The sequence below is a fragment of the Paragemmobacter kunshanensis genome, assembly GCF_011059185.1.
GTDB classification, from domain to species: Bacteria; Pseudomonadota; Alphaproteobacteria; order Rhodobacterales; family Rhodobacteraceae; genus Paragemmobacter; species Paragemmobacter kunshanensis.
In genome coordinates this window covers 17,059-38,844 of sequence record NZ_JAALFE010000021.1, presented here as the reverse complement: position 1 = coordinate 38,844, position 21,786 = coordinate 17,059, and the positions used below count along the sequence as shown (strand labels likewise).

17 protein-coding genes are annotated in these 21,786 nt (G+C 65.7%); 7 read left to right on the top strand and 10 right to left on the bottom strand.

Going from position 1 to position 21,786, the window contains the following annotated elements; genetic code table 11:
* Positions 1–32: 32 nt before the first annotated feature.
* From G5V65_RS17590 to G5V65_RS17570, 5 genes are read right to left on the bottom strand one after another with little or no spacing between them, the layout of a single operon-like run.
* Positions 33–617: an amino acid synthesis family protein gene (locus G5V65_RS17590; RefSeq protein WP_165052685.1), complete on the bottom strand. Its 585-nt coding sequence runs from the start codon at positions 615–617 to the stop codon at positions 33–35.
* Positions 610–1,455 (bottom strand): UPF0280 family protein, encoded by an 846-nt coding sequence (locus G5V65_RS17585; RefSeq protein WP_165052683.1) that lies wholly within the window; start codon positions 1,453–1,455, stop codon positions 610–612. Before G5V65_RS17585 ends, G5V65_RS17590 begins: the two co-directional genes overlap by 8 nt.
* Entirely contained in the window at positions 1,452–2,927 is a 1,476-nt protein-coding gene (locus G5V65_RS17580) for a 6-hydroxynicotinate reductase (protein WP_165052680.1), read from the bottom strand. The genes G5V65_RS17585 and G5V65_RS17580 overlap by 4 nt, the downstream gene beginning before the upstream one ends.
* A complete protein-coding gene (locus G5V65_RS17575; RefSeq protein WP_165052678.1) occupies positions 2,924–5,602 on the bottom strand; it encodes a molybdopterin-dependent oxidoreductase in 2,679 nt (892 codons plus the stop codon). Before G5V65_RS17575 ends, G5V65_RS17580 begins: the two co-directional genes overlap by 4 nt.
* Complete coding sequence (locus tag G5V65_RS17570) at positions 5,599–6,432, bottom strand: FAD binding domain-containing protein (protein ID WP_165052675.1); 834 nt, start codon at positions 6,430–6,432, stop codon at positions 5,599–5,601. The genes G5V65_RS17575 and G5V65_RS17570 overlap by 4 nt, the downstream gene beginning before the upstream one ends.
* Positions 6,433–6,613: 181 nt before the next feature.
* Between G5V65_RS17570 and G5V65_RS17565 the strand changes: the two genes are divergently transcribed.
* Positions 6,614–7,144, top strand: a complete 531-nt coding sequence (locus G5V65_RS17565) for a prolyl-tRNA synthetase associated domain-containing protein (protein WP_394352254.1) — start codon at positions 6,614–6,616, stop codon at positions 7,142–7,144.
* A 205-nt stretch (positions 7,145–7,349) separates the two neighbouring features.
* Here G5V65_RS17565 and G5V65_RS17560 read toward each other — a convergent pair whose 3' ends face one another.
* Positions 7,350–8,579 carry an aminopeptidase P family protein gene (locus G5V65_RS17560; RefSeq protein ID WP_165052656.1) on the bottom strand — a complete coding sequence of 410 codons (1,230 nt, stop codon included), beginning with the start codon at positions 8,577–8,579 and terminating at the stop codon, positions 7,350–7,352.
* A gap of 128 nt (positions 8,580–8,707) precedes the next feature.
* On the opposite strand from G5V65_RS17560, the gene G5V65_RS17555 reads away from it, so the two are divergent.
* Positions 8,708–9,607 carry a LysR substrate-binding domain-containing protein gene (locus G5V65_RS17555; RefSeq protein ID WP_165052654.1) on the top strand — a complete coding sequence of 300 codons (900 nt, stop codon included), beginning with the start codon at positions 8,708–8,710 and terminating at the stop codon, positions 9,605–9,607.
* On the top strand, positions 9,607–10,671 hold the full coding sequence (locus G5V65_RS17550) for a GlxA family transcriptional regulator (protein WP_241250627.1): 1,065 nt from the start codon (positions 9,607–9,609) through the stop codon (positions 10,669–10,671). Before G5V65_RS17555 ends, G5V65_RS17550 begins: the two co-directional genes overlap by 1 nt.
* A 23-nt stretch (positions 10,672–10,694) precedes the next feature.
* On the opposite strand, the gene G5V65_RS17545 is transcribed toward G5V65_RS17550, so the two are convergent.
* Complete coding sequence (locus tag G5V65_RS17545; RefSeq protein ID WP_165052651.1) at positions 10,695–11,507, bottom strand: cobalamin B12-binding domain-containing protein; 813 nt, start codon at positions 11,505–11,507, stop codon at positions 10,695–10,697.
* Between the two features lie 187 nt (positions 11,508–11,694).
* On the opposite strand from G5V65_RS17545, the gene G5V65_RS17540 reads away from it, so the two are divergent.
* Positions 11,695–12,426 carry a heparan-alpha-glucosaminide N-acetyltransferase gene (locus tag G5V65_RS17540; RefSeq protein ID WP_165052648.1) on the top strand — a complete coding sequence of 244 codons (732 nt, stop codon included), beginning with the start codon at positions 11,695–11,697 and terminating at the stop codon, positions 12,424–12,426.
* Positions 12,427–12,501: 75 nt separating this feature from the next.
* Here G5V65_RS17540 and G5V65_RS17535 read toward each other — a convergent pair whose 3' ends face one another.
* Genes G5V65_RS17535 through G5V65_RS17525 form a run of 3 tightly spaced genes read right to left on the bottom strand, consistent with a single transcriptional unit; the run spans position 12,502 to position 15,270 of the window.
* Positions 12,502–13,476, bottom strand: coding sequence for a DctP family TRAP transporter solute-binding subunit (locus tag G5V65_RS17535; RefSeq protein WP_165052645.1), 975 nt, complete (start codon positions 13,474–13,476; stop codon positions 12,502–12,504).
* 28 nt (positions 13,477–13,504) lie between these two features.
* Positions 13,505–14,785: a TRAP transporter large permease subunit gene (locus G5V65_RS17530; RefSeq protein ID WP_165052642.1), complete on the bottom strand. Its 1,281-nt coding sequence runs from the start codon at positions 14,783–14,785 to the stop codon at positions 13,505–13,507.
* A complete protein-coding gene (locus G5V65_RS17525; RefSeq protein WP_165052640.1) occupies positions 14,782–15,270 on the bottom strand; it encodes a TRAP transporter small permease in 489 nt (162 codons plus the stop codon). Before G5V65_RS17525 ends, G5V65_RS17530 begins: the two co-directional genes overlap by 4 nt.
* Positions 15,271–15,372: 102 nt before the next feature.
* Here G5V65_RS17525 and G5V65_RS17520 point away from each other — a divergent pair, with 102 nt between their 5' ends.
* The 3 genes from G5V65_RS17520 to G5V65_RS17510 all read left to right on the top strand — a co-directional run bounded on the left by G5V65_RS17520 (position 15,373) and on the right by G5V65_RS17510 (position 21,669).
* A complete protein-coding gene (locus G5V65_RS17520) occupies positions 15,373–16,416 on the top strand; it encodes a LacI family DNA-binding transcriptional regulator (protein ID WP_165052637.1) in 1,044 nt (347 codons plus the stop codon).
* Positions 16,417–17,046: 630 nt separating this feature from the next.
* Positions 17,047–18,147 (top strand): hypothetical protein, encoded by a 1,101-nt coding sequence (locus tag G5V65_RS17515; protein WP_165052634.1) that lies wholly within the window; start codon positions 17,047–17,049, stop codon positions 18,145–18,147.
* 222 nt (positions 18,148–18,369) lie between these two features.
* Entirely contained in the window at positions 18,370–21,669 is a 3,300-nt protein-coding gene (locus G5V65_RS17510) for a DEAD/DEAH box helicase (protein WP_165052631.1), read from the top strand.
* The last annotated feature ends 117 nt before the right edge of the window (positions 21,670–21,786 follow it).

Genomic DNA, 21,786 nt, shown 5'->3' with positions numbered 1-21,786 from the left:
GCCGTCAGGGCCGCATGGCTGCCGCCGTTCCGTCATCTCAGCCCGTCCTCGCCCTTGACCTGCCAGATCTCCAGCCCGCCCATCCGGCTGTGGATGCGCCCGCCCTTGGCCATGGCGAGGGCAAAGACCACCTCATTGGCGCGGGGGGCATCGTCGATGCGGATGTTGATGCTGTCAAAGCGCGAGCGGACATAGGCCGCGTTCAGATGGCCAAGCGGGATGTCCAGCATCCCGCCCACGCCCGCCACCTTCATTGCCGAGGGCACGATGGCCCGGCATTCGCCAAGGCGTTCACGCATCCCGTAACCGCCCGAGACATGCCAGATCGCGCCGTGTTCGGCCTCGCCATTCTCGCCCACCATCGCGCCCTTGCCATAGGCATCTATCCCCTCGCGCCCGCCAAGCGCCGCGACGAGGCGGTCGGTCAGCATCAGCGCCAGGGGCTTGAGCGTTTCCATCGCGGGTTGCAGATCCTCGACATAGCGGCCGGCAAAGGGATTGGCGCAGACGGCCATGATCGCGCCCTTCAGATGCGGGGTCGCGGCCGGCGGGCCGCCTTCGTGATGGACCTCTTCGATCTGGAGGGTGATGCGGCGAAGGGGGAAGGCGTCAGGCAAGGGCGGGCTCCGGTGATTGGGCGGTCAGCGCGAAGGGACCGAGGATGCGCAATTCAGGGTGCAGGAAAAGGGCGGCGGCCTCAACCAGTCCTTGTTGGCGGAAGGCGCGCGCGGCGGCCTCGCCGGCAGTAAGGGCGGCGGCGATCTCGGTGGGGTCAAGCGGCGCGACTGCGGTGGTGACGCGGCGCGGGCCAAGGTCGCTGTCGGGGGCAAGGTCGCGGGCGGGGCGGCGGGTGATGGCGGGATGGCCCGGTAGATCGACGGCATTGGCGATCATGGTGGCGGCGGCATCGGCCATGGGGGCGGTGGCGGCAAGGACCGTGACGGCATCGGCGATGCCTAGCGAATGCGAGCGGCCGCGCCAGCCGGAGGTGGCGATGCCGCGGACGGGATCCGCGTGGCGGATCGTGAGCCGGTCGGTCATGCCGGGGCGGGCTGCGATGGCGCAGGTCAGGCTTTCGCCGGGGTCGAGATGCAGCGCGATGTCGCCGCCGTTATTGGCATAGGCGCGGGTGATGCCGGGGCGGAGGAAGGCGCGCAGGATCTCTTCGGCCACGGCACCGGCGACGGCGGCCATGGGGGTGATGAAGGCGGGGCGGAAGGGGGCGGCGGCGGCGGCCATGCGGCGGGCGACGGGGCCGTGAAGGGCGGCATCGGGCGCGCGCAGCGCCGGAAGTTCGGCGCAGAGTTCGGGCAGGATCGCGGGAAAGCGATCCGCCACGGCGGCGTAGCCCTGCGCCAGCGCGCGGGGATCGCCCCAGCCTTGCAGGATCACGTCGATGGGGCCGTGGTTCAGGTGCAGGCGGTTGCCGGGCAGCCATGCGATCTGGGCGGTCATACCGGGCCGCCTTTCGGGTGGAGCTTCGCGGCGATGGGGTATTCGCCGCCCGTCTCGATGATGTCGGGCAGCGACCGGATCGCATCGTCATGGCCACCGAGGCGCAGATAGGCGTCGCGGGGCAGGGTGAATTCCAGCGGCGCGACAAGGGCCGGGGTCGGGACATGGCCGAAGGCGCCCTGCGGCAGGCGCGTGACATCGACCATGAAGGTGATCCCGCCGCCCGGCCAGATGAAGCACTCGGCCCCGCCCGAAGTGAGACGGGTTTCCCCCGACTGGACCGAGCGGGTCAGCCTTACGGGGTTGCGGGTGACGCCCGCCCGCAGCGACCCGCCCGCACCGCCCATGAAGAGGACGGTGCAGAGCGAGGGTTCGCAATTCTCGTCGATCAGGGCGACGGTGGGCAGCAGCGCCGGGGGCAGGGGCATGGCCCGGGGGTTCAATTCGTCGTCGAGTTCGTAATAGGCATATTGCTCGCCGGTGGTGGAGACCATCAGCAGCCGCAGGCCGGGCCGCGCGCCTTTCTTGGGGTTCCAGTCGCCCAATATCTCCAGCGGATCAGAAAGCCGCGTGCCGCCCCAGCCCAGGCCGGGTTCGGAGACGCGGAAATAGCGGCCGGGGGTGGAGCGGTGGCCCTTGATGCGGATGCCTGTCGGTTCCCAGCCGATCACCTTGCCCGCCTGATGTTCCGACACGACGCCGGTGATGTGGTCGTCCACGACGACGACTTCGTCGACAAGACCCTTCCACTGGCTGGCGAACATCCCGATGGTGGCCGAACCGCAGCCGACGCGCATCCGCCGTTCGGGGATGCCGTCCACGATGGGGGGCTTGCCTGCCTGCACGGTGACGGTGGAGCCTTCGTCGATGGTCAAATCCACCGCCTCGCCATTGCAGAGCGCAAGGAGGGCGGCGCAGGTGAGGCGGCCTTCGGCCTTGCTGCCGCCCGTCAGGTGATGGACGCCGCCGAGCGACAGCATCTGCGAGCCGTATTCGGCGGTGGTGACATGGCCAACGGGTTCGCCCTGATGGCGGACGGTGGCGCCTTCGGGGCCAAGGTGGCGGTCGGTGTCGATCTTCACCTTGACGCCGCAATAGGAAAAGATCGCCTCTGTCACCACGGTGACCATGTCGGCCCCGTCGATCTGCTGGCTGACGATGAAGGGGGCGGGCTTGTAGTCCGGATAGGTGGTGCCGGAGCCGATGCCGGTGACGGTGCTATCCTCGGGGACAAGGCCATCGGTCCAGGTGGCGGCGGCGAAGGGGATGATGCGGCCGCCATGGTCAAGCGCCCTGGTCAGCAGGGTGACGGGATCGGTGCGGATGATGCGGCCCGCATCGTTGGCATAGCGGTCGCAGGCCCCGGTCTGGCCGGGGGCGATGTAGCACATGACCGGGCAGGCATCGCAGCGGATCTTTTCGGGGGCGGCCCCGGTTGCCGGGGGTGCGGCGGGATCGGGGATCAGGGTCATGGCCGGGCAGCCCTCATCGCGGCAAGGATGCGGTGCGGCAGGGCGGGAAGCTGCGTGATCTCGGCCCCGGTGGCATGGCGGATGGCGTTCAGGATGGCCGGGGCCGTGGGGATCAGCACATGTTCCCCAAGGCCCTTGGCCCCGAAGGGACCTTCGGGATCGGGCACCTCGATCAGGAGGGAGGTGATCGGGGGCACGTCGCCCGCCGTGGGAATGAGGTAGTCATGCAGGTTCTCGGTCCGGCCGGGGAGGTATTCCTCCATCAGGGCAAGGCCGATGCCCTGGGCGATGCCGCCCTCGATCTGGCCGGTGGCGAGCAGCGGGTTGATCGCAAGGCCAAGGTCATGCGCCGCGGTGATGCGGTGCAGGCGCACCGTTCCCAGCGCGGGATCGACGGAAAGTTCAACCATTTGCGCGCCATAGCCGTAAAGGGCGTAGGGGCGACCCTGACCGTTTTCATCCAGCGGCGCGGTGGGGGGATCATAGCTTGCTTCGGCCATCAGCACATAGCCCATGTCATCGGGGGGCAGGCCCGCAAGCGCGATCTCGTGCCGGGTGGCGCCTTCGGTGACGGCAAGGAGGGGGCCGTCGAGCGACAGGCGGGCCGCGTCGGAGGCATTGGCGCGGCGCAGGATGGCGGCGCGCAGTTCGGCCCCGGCGGCCAGCGCCGCGCGGCCGGTGACAAAGGTCTGGCGGCTGGCCGAGGTCTTGCCCGCATCCGGCGTCAGGGCGGTATCGGGGCCGATCAGGCGGATCTGCCCGACGGGCAACCCCAGCGCATCGGCGGCGATCTGGGCGATCACGGTGTTGGAGCCCTGCCCGATATCGGTGGCCCCCTGATGCAGGACCAGTTCCCCCCGCGCGGTGATGCCGATGCGGATGGTGGAGGGATTGGGAAGCGAGGTGTTGCCGCAGCCATACCAGCAGGAGGCAAGGCCCACGCCACGGCCGGGCTGGCCCGATGCCTCGGCCAGCGCGCGCCGCCAGTGGGGGCGGAGCGCGGTCAGGCAGGGGGCGATGCCGGTGGCCTGCAGGACCTGGCCGGTGGCGCTGCTCTGGCCATCGCGCAGGGCGTTCCTCAGGCGGAATTCCAGCCGGTCGAGGCCGAGCCTGTCGGCGAGCCGGTCATAGGCCGTTTCCTGCCAGATGGCGGCCTGCGGCACGCCAAAGCCGCGGAAGGCGCCCGAGACGGGATTATGGGTATGCACGGCCCGGGCGATGGCCGTGACATGGGGGGTGTGATAGGGGCCGGTCACATGGACCGGCACGCGGTTGGCGACGGTGGGCCCCCAGCTGGCATAGGCGCCGGTATCGAAGGTTCCGTCGAATTCCAGCGCCGTGACAATGCCTTGCGCGTCGCAGCCGATGCGGCCACGCATCCGCGCGGGGTGGCGTTTCGTGGTGGAGGCCATGCTTTCGGCGCGGCTGTAGACCATCCGCACCGGGCGGCGCAGCCGCAGCGCGGCAAGGCCGAGCAGCGGTTGCAGGCTGAGATCGAGCTTGGAGCCGAAGCCGCCGCCCACGGCGCTGGGCAGGATGCGGATACGGTCGGGCGGCAGGGCAAGGATGGCGGCGGTTTCGTCGCGATCCATCACGGGGGCCTGGGTGCAGGCGCGGATGCAGAGGGTTTCGCCCTCAAGCCAGGCGGCGCCGGCCTCGGGTTCGATATAGGCATGTTCGACGAAGGCGGTGGTGATCTCGGCCGAGACGACATGCGCGGCGCGGTCCATGGCTGTGGCGGAATCGCCTTTGCGGACAAGGCCCTGGACGAGAATGTTGTCGGGCCGACCGGGATGCAGGGGGTGGGCTGCCTGCAGCGCGGCATCGGGATCCGTCAGCGCGGGAAGCGGTTGCCATGTGATCGGGAAATCATCGGTCGCCGGATCATGGCCGGGCGCGAAGGCGACGAGGGCGACCGCCTCGCCCCGGAAGCGGGCGGGGCTTTCGGCAAGGGCGGGCTGATCGGCGAAGGGGGGGATGACGCCAAAGGCATTGCGCCCGGGGATATCGGCGGCGGTGAAGACGGCCGCGATCCCGGGCCGCGCGGCATAGGCGGCGAGATCGCCGAAGGTAAAGGCCGCATGCGGATGGGGAGAGCGGATCGCCTTGAGAACACAGGCATTTTCCGGCAGGACATCGGCCCCGAAGAGATCGCCGGCCACCTTTTCCGCCCCGTCAAGGCGGGGGATGGGCTGGCCGGTAGCGCGGCCCTGGGGCAGGCTTGGCGCGGGGGCATCGGTCGCGTCGCAGATGGCGGCAAGGATCTTGCGATAGCCGGTGCAACGGCAGAGGACGCCGCCGATGGCGGCTTCGGCCTCTGCCTCGGTCGGGGCGGGATTGCGGGCGATAAGTTCGGCGGCGGCCATCAGCATGCCGGGCGTGCAGATGCCGCATTGCGCAGCCCCATGGCGCAGGAAGGCGGCGCGGAGGCGGGTTAGTTCGGGGGTCTGGGCCTCGACCGTCTGGATATGCCGCCCCTCGGCCCGGGCGGCGGGGGTGAGGCAGGCGCAGGTGGCGCGGCCGTCGATCAGCACGGTGCAGGCGCCGCAATCCCCGGCATCGCAGCCCACCTTGGTGCCGGTCAGGCCGAGGTCTTCGCGCAGGACATCGGACAGGCGGCGGGTGGGGGGGCTGTCGCAATGGCGGGGGGTGCCGTTCAGGATGAAGCGCGTCATGGGGCACAATCCAGCAGGGCGCGGCGCAGAAGTTCTGCCGCAGACTCAAGCCGATAGGCGGCGGTGGCGCGGATGTCGTCGATGGGCGCGAGAGGGGGGGAGAGGGTTTCGGGCGTGATGCTTTGCGCGGCCTGCGCCGGGGTGAGGCCGGTCAGCGCGGGTTCGAGCGCCGCAAGGCGGGTGGCGACCGGGCCGCAGGCGCCCACGGCGAGGGCGGCCCTGGCGATGCGGCCATCGGCGGCAAGGGTCAGGCGGGCGGCGACCATGGCGATGGAGATGACCAGATAGGCCCGCGCGCCCAGTTTCAGAAACGAGGAGTGACCGGCAAGCGATTGTTCCGGAATGAAAATCGCGGTCACGATTTCATCGGGCGCGCGCGCCGTCCGGCGCGGGCCGGTGAGGAAGGCCGCAAGCGGCAGGTCGCGGCGGCCTAGCGGGCCTGCCAGTTCCACCCGGGCATCCAGCACCAGAAGCGGCGGCACGCCATCGGCGGCGGGCGAGGCGTTGCAGAGATTGCCGCCGATTGTGCCGGCGTTCTGGATCTGCCGCCCGCCCACCTGAAGCGCCGCCTGCTGCAGGGCGCGCAGGGCTGGCGGCAGGGGTGCTTCGGCGATGGTGGACCATGATGTAGTGGCACCGATGCGCAGGCCCCCATTCCATGGGGTGATGCCGTTCAGTTCGGCGATATCGGCCAGATCGAGGATCGGGCCGGACAGGGCGGCGGATTGGGTGGCGGGATAGAGATCGGTGCCGCCGGCCAGAAGCCTGATCTGCGATCCGGCGAGGAGGCGGATCGCTTCGGTCAGGGTCTGGGGGCGTGCATAGCTCATGCCGGGACCGGGATTGTTGGTATGCACATGAGTTTGCGGGCGGGTCGGGCGCCCTGTCAACTGATTTGCGCGGGGCGTTCCGGGGGGATGCGCGGGCTTGTGCGGGGCGCGGAAATCCTTATGGTTTTCAGCCGGTTGAGGCAGCGTTGCAAGGCGGGGGCGGGGAATGGACAGGGCGGAAATGGCGGGATCCGGGGCGGGCGGGGCAGACCTGCCGGTGTCATCGGATGCGCTGCTGGCGCGGCTGGATGCGGCGGGGATCCCCTATCGGCGGTTTGACCATGTGCCCCTGATGACGGTTGAGGATTCCAAGCAGGTTCAAGGGGTTATGCGTGACCGTTCACAGGGCGGGCTGCATGTGCGCAACCTGTATCTGCGCGACCGCAAGAAGCGCAATTTTCTGGTGACGGTGGAGCAGGACCGCCCCATCGACCTGAAGGCGCTGGGAGAGCGGATCGGGGCGGTGAACCTGTCCTTCGGATCGGCGGACAGGCTGTTGGAATTCCTGGGAATTCGGCCCGGAGCGGTGACGCCGCTGGCGATGGTGACGGGGGCGGAAACCGGGGTGACGCTGGTGCTGGATGCGGCGATCCGGGCGGCGGAGGTGGTCTATGTACATCCGCTGGTCAATGACCGGACGCTGGAGATGCGGCCCGCGGATCTGCTGCGGTTCCTGGAAGGGTTGGGCGTGACGCCGGTCTGGCTGGAGTGATCCGGGCCAAGCCCCTGAGAACGCTGGATTAACAGGCGGGTTGCACGGCAAATGGGCGTGCCGCGGCCGGTGCAGCGGCGCAGTGCAGCAGCCGGTGCAGACGCACGCTGCACGAAGCGGGCGTTAACCATGCCATGATTCGGCCCCGGGATGGCAAAAGGGGCCGCGCCGGGCGCGGCCCCTTCCGGGCGTGAATGGGCCGGGATCAGCCGCGCTTGCCGACGATCAGATGTTCGGGACCGTAGGGGAAGCCCGTGATGTTGCGGTTGCCCTTGTTGTTGTCATCGGTGATCACGAGGATGTCGTGTTCCCGGTAGCCGCCCGCGCCGGGCAGGTGGTTCGGGATGGTGATCATCGGCTCCATCGAGATGACCATGCCGGGTTCGAGGACGGTGTCGCAATCCTCGCGCAGTTCGAGGCCCGCCTCGCGGCCATAGTAGTGGCAGAGGACGCCGAAGCTGTGGCCATAGCCGAAGCTGCGATATTGCAGCAGGCCCGCCTCGGCATACATGGCGTTGAGTTCCTTGGCGATGTCGGAGCAGCGGTTGCCCGGAACCAGCAGTTCCTTGCCGCGATCATGGACCTTGCAGTTGAATTCCCACAGCCGGATATGTTCGTCGGTGGCGGTTTCGGCAAAAAGCGTGCGTTCGAGCGCCACGTAATAGCCCGCGACCATCGGGAAGCAGTTGAGCGAGAGGATGTCGCCGCGTTCGATCCGGCGCGAGGTCACCGGGTTATGCGCGCCATCGGTGTTGATGCCGGACTGGAACCATGTCCAGGTATCGAGCAGTTCGCCCGCGGGCCAGACCTTGGCGATTTCGCGCACCATGGTGGCGGTGGAATGCAGCGCCACCTCATGTTCCGGGACGCCGACCTGGGTTGCCTCGACGCAGGCGGCGCCGCCGATATCGGCGATGCGGGTCATCTTTTCGATATGGGCGATTTCTTCGGCCGACTTGATCATGCGCAGGCGCATGGCGGGGGCGGCGATGTCGACGAATTCCATCTGGGGGAATTCGGATTTCAAGAGGTTGAGCGTGTCGATGGTGATGTGATCGTATTCGATGCCCAGCCGTTTGACGCCCGCCGTCAGCTGGCGGATGGCGTGGAAGTAGTTGTCCTTCTGCCAGTCGGTATAGGTGACGTTGCGCCCGCCGAAGGTGCGCCGCCAGGGCTGGCCGCCGTCGATGCCTGCCGAGATGGAGGTGGAGATCGTGTGATCGACCAGAAGGCCATAGCGGCGGCCGAACTGGCAGAAGAGGAAATCGGAGTAGTAGTTGATGTTGTGGTAGGAGGAGAAGAGCGCCGCGTCGATGCCCCGCTCGGCCATGACCTTACGGATCGCGTCAAGCCGGCGCTGCATTTCGGCATCCGAGAAGGTGGGGGTGGGGCGGTCGCCGTTGCCCACGTAGTTCTGCAGTCTTTCACGTTCCATCGGAGGCCCTCTGTCTGTTCCGCGTCGCGGCTGTTTGTGGCGCGGAAGGTCGGGCCGCGGGGCGGGATTGTCAAAGGAGGGTTTTTCATGGAAAGGGTGAGGAATACTCATTCGACGCGGGGAGGGGCATGATGCAGATTCCGTTGAATGCCTTGCGTGCGTTCGAGGCGGTGGTGAAGACGGGTTCCTTCAAGGCGGCGGCGGATTTACTTTTCGTCACGCAGTCGGCGGTCAGCCACCAGATCCGGCATCTGGAGGATTGGCTGGGCGGCCCGCTGTTCGATCGGGCGGGCGGGCGGCCGAGGCTGCTGCCGCACGGGGCGGAGCTGGCGCGGGCGCTGAGCCTGTCGCTGGCCGAGATGGAGGCGGCCTGCAACCGGGCGCGGGCCGGGCTGCGGGCGGGGCCTTTGGTGATTGCGGCGATCCCGTCGGTGGCGGTGTGCTGGCTGATCCCGCGGCTGGCGGGGTTCCGGGCGGCGCATCCGGAGGTGGAGACGCGGGTGGTTTACGCGATGCATGGGCGGGACGTGGATTTTCGGGATGTGCATATGGCCTTTGTCTTTGCGCGCGGGCGGCCCGAGGGATTGGGGGCGATGACGGAGCCCTTCCTGCCGGGGGCGAGCGTGCCGGTCTGCAGCCCGGCGATCCTGGGCGGGACGCGGCCGGGGCGACCTTCGGAATTCCTGTCTCTGGGGTTGCTGCATGATACGGACCTGACGGGCTGGGCGGCCTGGTTCCGGCGGGCGGGGGTGCCGATGCCGGTGGAGCAGGGGGCGGCGGTGTTCGAGGATTTCAACCTGCTGCGCGCGGCGGCGCTGGCCGGGCAGGGGGTGGCGCTGTGCCCGCTGGCGATGATCCGCCCGGATCTGGAGGCGGGGCGGCTGGTGCAATTGTCGGACCTGTCGGTGCTTGAGGATCACGGCTATCATCTGGTGACGGGGGAGAGGGTGGAGGCGGGGCAGGCGCAGGCGGCGCGGGCCTTTCGCGACTGGGCCTTCGCGGCGCGGGACGGGATCGGGCAGGCGTGATGGAGACGGGGGTGATGGAGGCGGGGGTGACGGAGAAGGGCATGACGGCGAATTTCATTCCCAAGGGGGTAGCGCATGTGGCCGTGGCCCCGGTGGCGGAGCCGCTGCGCATGACCTTTGTGCTGCTGCCCAATTTCTCGCTGATTGCCTTCTCCTCGGCGATCGAGCCGCTGCGGATTGCCAATCAGCTGGCGGGGCAGGCGCTGTTCCAGTGGGAGGTGCTGTCCGAGACGGGGGCGGCGGTGGCCTGTTCCAACGGGGTGAAGCTGCAGGTGGACGGGGCGCTGGGGGAGACGCGGCCCAAGACGATGGTCTTTGTCTGCGCCGGGGTGGAGCCGGAGAAATCGGCCAGCCGCAGGGTGGCGGACTGGCTGCGCGGGCAATGGCGGCAGGGGCGGACGGTGGGGGGGCTTTGCACCGGGGCCTATGCGCTGGCCAAGGCGGGGATCCTGGAGGGGCGCAGTTTCACCCTGCATTGGGAGAACCTGCCGCCCTTCATGGAAACCTTCGGCCATCTGCGCCCGCTGGAGCAGCTTTACTGCATCGACGGGCGCATCCTGACCAGTGCCGGGGGCGCGGCGGCGACGGATCTGTTCATCGAGATCGTGGCCAAGAATTTCGGTGACCGGCTGGCGGATGCGGTGCTGAAGATGTGCCTGCATGGCCAGCAGCGCCCGGCGGACCTGCGGCAGCGGATGTCGCTGTCCTCGACCCTGGGGATCCGCAATCCGGTTCTGGTGGAGGTGATCCGGCAGTTCGAGGAAAACCTGGAACAGGGCGTGGATATCGAGGGGTTGGCGGCCTCGCTCGGGGTGTCGCGGCGGCAGGTGGAGCGGTTGTTCCAGCGCTATGTGGGCATGTCGCCGAAGCAGTATCTGAACGGGCTGCGGCTGGAGCGGGCGCGGGGATTGCTGACGGAGACGGATCTGCCGGTGGCGGAAGTGGCCTATGGCTGCGGGTTCAACGCGACGAATACCTTCACCAAGGCGTTCCGGGCGCGTTATGGCGTGTCGCCCCGGCGGCTTTCGGCGCGGCATGGCGGGGCATCGGCGGCAGAGGCGTGAGGCCGGATCAGGCCGGGGCGTGATCAGGTTGAGGGCGCGGCCTGGGCGAGGGTGCGCGCCTCGAACCAGCGATAGGCGGCTTCGAGATCGGCATCGCAATGGTCGATGCCCGGCAGGGCCAGCACGGCGCCGGGATCGGTGGCGATCTGGCCCGAGACCAGCACCGAACAGACCGGCCGCGCCACGGTGAGCGCGACGACCAGCCTGCCCAGCGGTTCGAGCGAATGGAGCGAGCCCGCCGAGAAGCCGAAGATCACGTCGCGCGAGGTTTCGAAATGGGCGGTCAGTTCGGCATGGCTGTGGCCGACGAGAAGGGTGATGTCCCAGCCGCGGGCGCGGAAGACATCGGTGGCGGCCGAAATCCCGAGGCTGTGCATGTCGCCCGGCACGAGCGCGAAGGTGGCCGACTTGCGCAATCCGTGATCGGCCAGGAGCGGCGGGCGGCGGCGATAGCGCAGGAAGGAATAGATCCGCGCGGCGCCGACCGTGGCTTCGAGGAAGGAGATCTTGTCGGCATTCCACAGATCGCCGATTTCCTTGGCGATGGGGCCAAGCCGTTCGGACAGGAACCAGTCCAGTTCGCGCAGCGGATCATCGACGGCTTCAAGCGCGGCATTCGCCTCGTCCTCGGTTCCGGAGGTGAGGGCGAAGGCTGCGGTGACGATGGCCTGGCGATCCCGGCTGCGGCGCACCTCGCCCGCGCGGCGGGCGACCTGCTGCAGCACTTCGGAGGCGAGCGCGGTGACGTGGTCGCGGTGATCCACCTTGACCATGCCGAGAAGGCCGGTCTCCGCCAGCCCCGCACCTCTTCCCTGATCGTCGTATTCGGCCGACATGAGCTTGTTTTTATATGAGGGGCACGCCTGCCCCGTTCCGGTTCCCTGCATGATGGGCGCATAGGCAGGTCCGGAAGTCAATCAGCGAATGGTCGCGCCCTGCCGGGGCAGGGCCTGCCGGCATGGCTTGCCGGGGGCGCGGTTTGCGCCCAGAAAGGGCGCGTCGGGCGGTGTGAAGGGGCGGAAAATGGCGGCAGGGACGGGGGATCGGCTGGTCATGGTCGATCTGGCGCGGACGGCGGCGCTGCTGGGGATGGCGGTGTTCCATCTGGCCTTTGATCTGGAGATGTTCGGCCATCTTGCCCCGGGAACGACGGTCAGCGGCGGCTGGGCGATCTTTGCGCGGCTGGTGGCGGGAAGCTTTCTGTTCCTGTCGGGGGTGAGCCTTGTGCTGGCCCATGGCGAGGCGATTCGCTGGCCCGGGGTCTGGCGGCGGCTGGGGCGGCTGGCGGCGGCGGCGGCGCTGGTTTCGGGGGCGACATGGCTGGCCTTTCCGCAGGCCTTCGTCTTTTTTGGCATCCTGCATTCCATCGCGCTGTGCAGCCTGATCGGGCTGGCGCTGATCCGGCTGCCGGGGCTGGTGCTGCTGGCGCTGGCGGTGGCGGTGGTGGCGGTGGATCGCAGCGTGGCGCTGGAGGTGATGAACCCGCGCTGGCTGGCCTGGACGGGCCTTGGCAGCGTGGCGCCGCTGGCGGTGGATTTCGTGCCGGTCTTTCCCTGGCTGGGGGCGGTGCTGGCGGGGATGGGGGCGGCCAAGATCGCGGCGGGGGCGGGGCTCTGGACCCGGGCGGCGGGGTTGCGGGCGGGGCCGGGGCTGCGGCGGCTGGCCTGGCCGGGGCGGCATTCGCTGCTGCTCTATCTGATCCATCAGCCGGTGCTGATCGGGCTGGTCTGGGCGGGAACGCAGGCCCTGGGCTGAGCCGCGCGGGGCCGGAAGGGCGAGAGGGGGGCAGTTGCCTGCCCCCCCCCGATGATTCTGACCCGTGAGGGGCGGTTACTGCTGTGCGGCCATGATGGCATTGACCACGGCATCGCCGTTTTCGGCGATGAAGCTGTCCCAGACCGGCTTGACCGCGGCCTGGAAGGCGGCGGCATCGACATCGGTGTTCACCTCCATCCCGGCGGCCTTCAGTTCCTCGATCATGCCGGTTTCCTTTTCCTGAACCGCCTTGCGCTGCATGGCGATGGCTTCGGCGGCGACTTCGGCGATGACCTTCTGTTCTTCCGCGGTGAGGGCGTTGAACCTTGCATCGTTCATCACCAGCGCCAGGGCCGAATAGGCATGCTGGGTGAGGCTGAGGTATTTCTGAACCTCGTTGAACTTGAAGGAGAGGACGATGCCGATGGGATGGTCCTGCGCATCGACGACGCCGGTTTCCAGCGCGGTATAGAGTTCGGCGACCGGCAGTTGCAGCGGGTTTGCGCCGAGGGCTGCGAACATGTCGTTCAGCGCCTTGGAGTTGTTCACGCGCATGTTCAGCCCGGCCAGATCGGCCGGAACGCGGATCGGGCCGCGGTTGTTGGTCATGTTGCGGTAGCCGTTTTCGGGAAAGCCCAGCACCTTGAGCCCGTGCTGGGTGAATTCGGCCGAGATGCCCTGGCCGATTTCGCCGTCAAGCGCGGCATAGGCGGTGTCGCGGCTGGGAAACATGAAGGGCAGTTCCAGCGCGCCCGCCTGCGGCACGAGGCCGGTGAAGTTGTTCAGCCCCGACATGGCGATGTCGATGATGCCGGAGCGCGCGCCGTCGATCATGGCCGCGTCATTGCCGAGCTGGCCCTGCGGGAAGATCGTCACGGTGACGGAGCCGTTGGTGCGCGCCTCGACCTGTTCCTTGAAGAAGAGCGAGAGCGTCTGCTGCAGATCGGTTTCCGGGGCGGCATGGGCGAGTTTCAGTTCGGTCTGCGCCTGGGCCGCGAAGGCGGCGAGGGCGAAGGCCGAGGCCAGGCCGAGGGTCTTGAAGAGTTTCATGCTGTGGTCCTCCCTTTGAGATGCAGTGTCATCCGCCGAGGAAAGCGGCGGGAACGGTGATCAGTTCCGGAACAAGGATGAACAGGCCCAGAAGTGCGGCATAGGCGGCGACGAAGGGCGTGACGCCGCGGACGGCCACGCTCATCTGCACCTTGCCCACGCCGCAGATGACGTTGAGGACGGTGCCGACCGGCCGGGTCAGCAGGCCGATGGAGCAATTCATCACGAACATCAGGCCGAAATAGACCGGGTCGATCCCGGCCATCTGCACGACGGGCATGAGCAGGGGCACGAGGATCAGGATGGTGGGCGACAGGTCCATCACCATGCCGACCGCGAGAACGATGAGCATGATGACCAGCATCAGCAGGCGCGGGCTGTCGATCAGCGGTTGCAGGGTCAGGGCCAGTTGCTGGGGCAGTTGCGCGACGGTGATCAGCCAGGCGGCGACCATGGCCGCGGCGACGAGGAACATGACCATCGCGGTGGACCGCCCGGCAGCGAGCAGCACGTCATAGAGCATCGCCAGCGTCAGCGTCCGGTAGACCAGCGCCGAGACGAGGATGGCATAGACGGCGGCGACGACGGCGGCCTCGGTTGGGGTGAAGATGCCGGTGCGGATGCCGCCGATGATGATGACCGGCAGCAGCAGCGCCCAGATGCCATCGCGCAGCGCCGCCAGGCGTTCGGCGCCGGTGGCGCGGGGCAGGGTGGCGATGTCTTCCTTCCGCATCATCAGCGTCCAGACCAGCATGAGCGTGAGGCCCATCATCAGGCCCGGCGCGATGCCCGCCATGAAGAGCTTGGCGATGGAGATGTTGCCCGCGACGCCGATGAGGATCAGCGGCAGCGAGGGCGGGATGATCGGGGCGATGATGCCGCCCGAGGCCAGGAGGCCCAGGCTGCGGCCTTCGGGATAGCCCGCATTGCGCATCATGGGATAGAGGATCGAGACCAGCGCCGCGGCATCCGCCACGGCCGAGCCGGACAGGCCTGCCAGCACGATGGCCGTCAGCACCGCGACATAGCCCAGACCGCCGCGGCGATGGCCGACCAGCGACATGGCGAGGCGGACGATGCGTTCGGACAGGCCGCCCTTCGACATCACCTCGCCCGCCACGAGGAAGAAGGGAATGGCGAGAAGGGGGAAGTTGTCGACGCCGTTGATCAGGCCCTGGGCCAGGATGTCGGGGCTGAACGTGTCCAGTTGCAGCATGAGCGCCATGGCGGCGAGCAGCAGGGCAAAGGCCACGGGAAGCCCCGCGAGGATGGCGAGGAAGAGGACGCCGAGGAAAAGCAGCAGGGTCATTCCCCGTCCTCCAGCCGGGCGATGCCGGTCTGCATCGGGTCGATCAGGCGCAGGAGGGCAATCGCGGCCATCATCGCCGCCGAGACCACGCCCGCGAGGTAGAACAGCCCCGAGGGCAGGCCGGTGAGTTGCGAGATGTTGGACCAGTTCGCGATGGTCTGGTTCAGCGCGCCGATGAACAGCATGACGACGGCAAGGATCACGACCGCCCAGCAGAGCCGCCTGAGCAGGGGGATGGCGCGGGGAAAGAGCGCCTCGGAAACCTCGGTCAGCGCCAGATGCTCGCCCCGGCGCAGCACGACCGCGGCCCCCAGCATGACCGACCAGACGAACCACAGCCGCGCCAGTTCCACCGATTGCCGGATGCCCGAGGCAAAGCCGTAGCGCAGCACGACATTGGCGAAGACGAGCGCGATCATGGCCGCAAGCAGGGTGGCGATGACGATGTCGACAATCGACCACAAGCGCCTGGCAAGGCGTTTCATTGGCAGTTCCCCCCGTGACCCCGACCGACCGGCGCCTCCTCATCTTGCGCGCCTGGTCGTTTTGGGTTATCGTTAATCCACGGTGGTAACGATAACAAATCCATGAGTCAATCCCAATCGAGCCGCGGCCCCGCCACGCTTTCGGACGTGGCCGAGGCGGCAAATGTCAGCCGGATGACGGTCTCGAAGGTGCTGCGCGGCACCGGGCGGATCAGCGCCGCCACCCGCCAGCGCGTGACCGAGATCGCCGATGCGATGGGCTATGTGCCCAGTTCGCTGGCGGGGGCGCTGTCGCAGCAGAGCAGTTCGCTGGTGGGGGTGCTGATCCCTTCGGTCAGCGATCAGGTCTATTCGGGGGTTCTGGCGGGGATCAATGCCGTGCTGACCCCGCGCGGCTTTTCCAGCCTGATCGGCGAGACCTTCTTCGATGGCGAAACCGAAGAGCGGCTGGTGCGGATGATGCTGTCGATGAAACCCGCAGGCCTGATCCTGGCGGGCGGGCTGCCGCGGACGGGGGCCACGGCGCATCTTCTGGGCAAATGCGGGCTGCGGCCGGTACGGCTTTGGGATGGGGACAGGGCGGGGCCGGATGTGACGGTGGGGCTGTCGCATGAGGCGGCGGGGCGCGCGGCGGCGCGGATCTGCCTTGAGGCGGGGTTTTCGCGCGCCTGCTATGTCGGGGCGCAGCTGGAGCGCGATCTGTGCGCCGCGCGGCGGCGGGATGGGTTCGTGGCAGAGCTTGGCATGGCGGGCGTCGCCTGCCAGGTGGTGGAGGATCCGGAGCTGACGCGGACGGCGGAAGGCGGGCAGATCCTGACCGAGCGGCTGCTGCGGGCGGGGGACCTGCCGCAGGTGATCCATTATCTGAACGATGCGATGGCGATCGGCGGCCTGCGGAGCCTGTTCGCGGCGGGGCTTTCGGTGCCGGAGGCGGTGTCGGTGATCGGGTTCAACGGGACGTCGCTGCAGAATGCCCTGCGCACGCGGCTGACCACCTTCGAGGTGCCGGTGCGGCGGGTCGGCGAGGCGGCGGCCTGCGCGGCCATCGGCACGCAGGCCGAGCGCGAGGCGGCGCAGGCGGTGGAGATCGCGCCGGTGATCGTGCGGGGCAATACCTTTCGCTGGCCCGCGCGCGAGGCGGGCTGAGCCGCGCGGAGGGTGGCGGGGGTGGTTTTCCTGCCGGGCGGAGTTCGGCTATAGGGGGCGGGCCTGCGGGATGCAGGCGGCAGGCCCGGGCGCAGGTTCCGGGCAAAAGGCAGGAAGGGCGCCGGAGCCATGACCGCGGATCACGCGCATCGATTGTCGGTTGCGCCCATGATGGACTGGACGGATTTCATATAAAAAACAATGCTTTGCAAAGCGGCGTGTGCACTGGATGTTCCCGTTTTGATCGCATAATTTCGCGCTCTGGCGTAGGCAAGAGTAGGTCTTTTGGATGACTGGACCGACCGGCATTTCCGGGCTTTTGTGAAGGCCGAGAGATGGGTAGTTCCGACCCGGTTTTCCCGCTTCCGACCCGAGTGATGTTCCTACGAAACGGACCGGGTGGATTGCGAAGCCGCGCTGTCCTGCCGAGACGGCTGGTCAACCTGTCTCATGCGATAGGCGGGGGGCGAACACCGACCCTTGGCCTCGTTCCGGCCGAGGGATGCACCATGACGAGATGGGTGACAAATTCGGACAGGGACCCGCGCCCGAACGGCCATGTTCGCTTGATGGTTGAAACCGGCGTCGCTAGCCTGACGAGGGATCGGAAAAAGAAGAGTTGTTAGAGCGATGCGCAAGTTCATGCTTTCAATGCCTGCGATGGCGTTTCTCGCGTTTCCTGCTGGCGCAAATCCTTCTCAGGACGATATCGACGCTGCTCGTTCAGAGTGCCGCGACGCGTTTCTTGCTCGGGATGCTGAAGCCTATATGGACGCGGCAGCATCCATGATTGCTTGGGGCGCGCTCCAGAACCCTGAGTGGACGAGAGAAGTTGAACTGTGCCTCGCGTTTGCCGAGACAATTGAAGGAGCGAACCTAGAAACGGCTCGCGAACGCGCCGCCGCTCTGGCCAACGAGGGGGACCGGACGTTCGCGACAGAGGCGCCTGCATCACCTGCAGAATTGCCTGAGGCCGATTCCCGGCTTGCAGATTACCTAACTCGGCTTCAGGCAGATGGGGCAGACATCGACGCGGTTGTGCGCGAGATCGCGGCAGATCAGACGTTCGCCCCATCCCCAAGTCCTGAGCGTGACGCGCTTGAGGCGGCCGTCACCGCTTACGTCCGGCCCATTCCCGCCGCTCAGGCTGAGCGAAATTTGGTCGCCTATCAGGCGCTGGCAAGGATCGATCCAGAAGACCAGACCTACCGAGACAGAGTTGCGCGTTACGAGCAGGCCATCGAAGCCGAACGCGAGCAGTTGCAAAGAACCGCCAGAGCGCTGGAGGGGCGCTTGGTCAGGACAACTGCCGAGTTCGATGGATCCTCCTGGGCTCGGCATCCGTCTTCGCCGCGCTATCAGGATATCCGAAACTACGTGACCCTGTACCTGATTGAATCCGGCACCGGTCAGCAGACCATGGAACTGTTCTTCAACTACACCTCCCGGAGTGGTTGGCTGTTTGTGGACAGCGCATCGATCAATATCGATGGCGAGACAACCCGGGTACCGGTCGGTCAGTGGTTTCGCGACAACGATACCGAGATTTGGGAGTTCGCGAGCTTGCGCGGTGATGCGGCCGTGTCCCTTGCGCGCCGAATTGCCGAAGCCGACCGCGTCGTGGTGCGCTTCAATGGGCAACAGTTCTACGATGATTACGTTGTATCCGATGCGGACAAACGTGTGATGCGGGAAATGCTGGCTATGTGGGACGTTATCTCCCAGGAGTAGGAATGTTAGTATCACTCGCGCAGCGTCTTGATCGCCTCAGACTAGATCATCTTTCGCTCGATTGTGTCCCTGAACTGGGAATGGAGATAAGCTTGCTCCGTTTTGTTCAATAGCCCTTTCGTGTGGCATGATCCAAAATTTCCGGTATGCGCAATGCGATTTGGCTAACGGCCTTTCGACGCGCTTGGTTTCCTGCGGCATCATTTTTGGTGTGGAGAGCACATGACACTGTTTCCGGCTTGGCAAGGTTACCTGATACTGCCGCCACTACCTGAGCGTAGGGAAAAAATAGCCGGAAATATGATTTGCCAGCGTCCGTTTAGGGGCTCCCGCTGTAGAGCGGAGATTGCGCCGTCACAATACAAGGGGCATGATCTCATAAAGACGGACCTAGCTGCGCCATTTGACCAAATACTCCTGCGTCAAAAGGGTGCCCGGCGCGTTGACTCACCATTTCCGGTTCTGACTACGAGGCAACTGTCCGACGTTAGCGATTTGACTGAAAGCACTGATTTATTTTGGGACTCTGCGGGAAAGCTTGAGCATTATGCTGAGACCCCGGAGCAAGTTCTGGCGCTTTGGCGAAACAAGTTTCGGTTCCGCGTCGAGAGCGAGGACGGGCACGAACCGGGGCTGCGCATGCCGCAGATCGGAGCTCTGCACGCAATTGCAGCGCATTTCGCAGTAGGCGAAAGGTTCGAGCCTGCCACAGTCGTTCTACCTACCGGTACCGGCAAGACTGAAACCATGTTGGCCACCCTGGTCTACAGGCAGTTGAAGCGGACCCTTGTACTTGTGCCGTCAGACGCTCTTCGAACCCAGATATCCGAAAAGTTTCTCTCTTTGGGCGTGCTGCCCGCCGCGGGCGTCGTCCCCGGCCAACTTCCTGGCCCGCATGTCGCAAGAATCACTACAGGTCTGCAAACGCTAGAAGAATGCCGTTCGCTCGTCGAAAAGGCCAATGTGATAGTGACGCTGCCCGACAGCCTACGCACCTTTGCGCCAGAAGCTCTCGAGTATCTGCTCGACCGTTGCAGCGATATCTTTGTTGACGAGGCCCACCACGTAACTGCCTCGACTTGGGCGGCGGTGCGGGACAGGTTTCTCGACCGGCGAATTCTGCAGTTCACAGCAACACCTTTCCGTCGAGACGGTAAACGCGTCGATGGCAAAATCATCTTCAACTACAAGCTCGGTGACGCTCAGAAGGCCGGCTACTACCGGCCCATCAATCTGCGGACAGTCGAAGAATATGGTGATGAGGCGACCCGTGATCGCGCGATCGCCGAGAAGGCGGTCGCTGTCCTGCGCAAGGATCGGGACGAGCTGGGCTTGGACCACCTGCTCATGGCCCGCACGCGCAACAAGGATCGCGCGGATGCCGTCTGGGCCCTATACACGGAGCTAGCGCCTGAGCTTCATCCGGTAATCGTCTACTCCGGCCCCGGGCGACGACAAATGAATGCCGCCGCGCTAGATAAGGTCCTGGACCGGAGTGCGGACGGCGCGCGCATCGTGGTCTGCGTCGACATGCTCGGTGAGGGGTTCGATCTTCCCAATCTGAAGATCGCCGCTCTGCACGACACGCATAAATCACTGGCGGTCACCCTTCAGTTCATCGGACGGTTCACGCGAAAGGGCGCCACCGGTACGATCGGGGAAGCAACCGTCGTCGCGAACATCGCGGACCCCGAAACGGAAACCAAACTAGCAGCTCTATATGCCGAAGGGGCTGACTGGGACTTGCTCATCAAGCGGCTCAGCGAAGAGCGTATCCGCGAGGAGCTGCGACTTCAGGATGTCGTGATGAGCCTGAAGGAACGGGGCGACCTTCATTCCCAGCTGTCGCTCTGGAATCTTCGCCCGGCTCTGTCGACCCAGATATTCCGTACAAGATGCGAGTCGTGGTCGCCGCTTGCCTATGAGGCGGTTCTGCCGAGCGGCGCCGAGAGCTGGTACGCCCTTGACGAGGAGAACAACCTGCTTGTCGCGGTGGTGCACCGCACTTCGACCGTAGACTGGGGAAACTACCAAAACCTAGAGAACTCGGTCTACGATCTTATCCTTGTTCGCTGGAATCAGGCCGCCGGCGCGCTGTTTATCTATGCTAGCGATTACCAGGGGCTCCGCACGGAACGCCTGGCCCGGGCGATTACCTCTGATGAAGCGGAGCTCCTCAGCGGCCCGGCGGTCTTTCGCATTCTCAACAATGTTGAGATGCCTCTCGTCAAGAGCATGGGATCATCGCGCATTGGCGCAATCAGCTTCACGTCATATTTCGGGCCAAACGTCACCGAGGGGCTGGCGAGCATCGAGAAGGCGGAATCGCAGCTCAACAACATCGCTTGTATTGGCTACGAGGACGGCGAACGAGTCCTTTGGGGTGGCACGCAGCGCAAAGGGAAAATCTGGCAGCAGAAATCAGGCACGATCTCCACTTGGATGGAATGGTGCGATCGCACCTGGACCAAGGTAACTTCGGACATCGAACTGGATTCCAACATCACACGTGACTTCTTACGACCACAGAAGCTGACCGCTCCACACGACGCGTATCCGATCGCGGTGCAATGGGGCGAACAGGCCCAGATGCGTTTCAGTGACAGGCAGTTCATCCTGTTTGATAGCATCGAGTTGCCGGTCTTTCTGATCGACCTTGGCATCGCGGCTGTGGACGATGATGGCGCAATCGATATCGAAATCGCAACCGAGGGCTTCCGTTCGACTTATCGTTTACGCATCGCGGCAGACCTGCCCGGCGGATACAGCCACGACTGGGTCTCAGGTCCCCACCTGAAATTCAAGAAGTCGCATTCTGCTGAAGCTGTGCCGCTGGAGGAGTATCTCCTCACCGATCCTTTCATCGTCCGTTATGCTGACGGAACGCACTCCTACAACTGCTACCATATACCGACCCCGCTCGAACCCGCGACCTTTCCAAGGGAGTCACTTGAGGCGTGGGACTGGACCGGTATTCCACTCAACCGTGAGTCGATGAACAAAACCACTGACCGGGATACGATTCAGTATCGGGCCTTTCAAAACATCGAGGACGAGTTTGACTTGATCTTCAACGATGACGGGCACGGTGAAGCCGCCGACCTTGTCGCCTTGAAGGATACTGACGGCGGAATTAGGCTTTGTCTCGTCCACTGCAAGAATGCCCATGAAGGGCGTATCTCGGCCGACATTCGGAATTTCTACACGCTTTGCGGCCAAGCACAAAAAAGCATGGCGGTTAAGCATGGCGGACTGCCTCGGCTCTATGCAGACCTAAAGAGGCGCCATGAGACATGGTTGAAACAAGGTGCATCGCGCTTTCTAAAGGGCGACATGAAGTTACTTTCCTATTTCAAGGAAAAGGCGCGGCGGTCTGACGTCGATTTTGAGGTTGTGCTGGTCCAGCCTGGCACGACGGTAGAGACCGTGACCCCGGAGATACTCCGCTTGCTAGCCACAACGGAGTTGTTCCTCACCAAGACGACGCAAGCCCGGTTCCGAGTGGTAGTCTCTGCTGTCTAGGCGTGGACAGTGTTCGATGTAGAATAATGCATCGATTTTTGATTTTGATGTGCTAGTCTGTATCGAACTTGAAGTGACAAGCTGGACGATGTAGAATTGTGCATCATGATATATGTC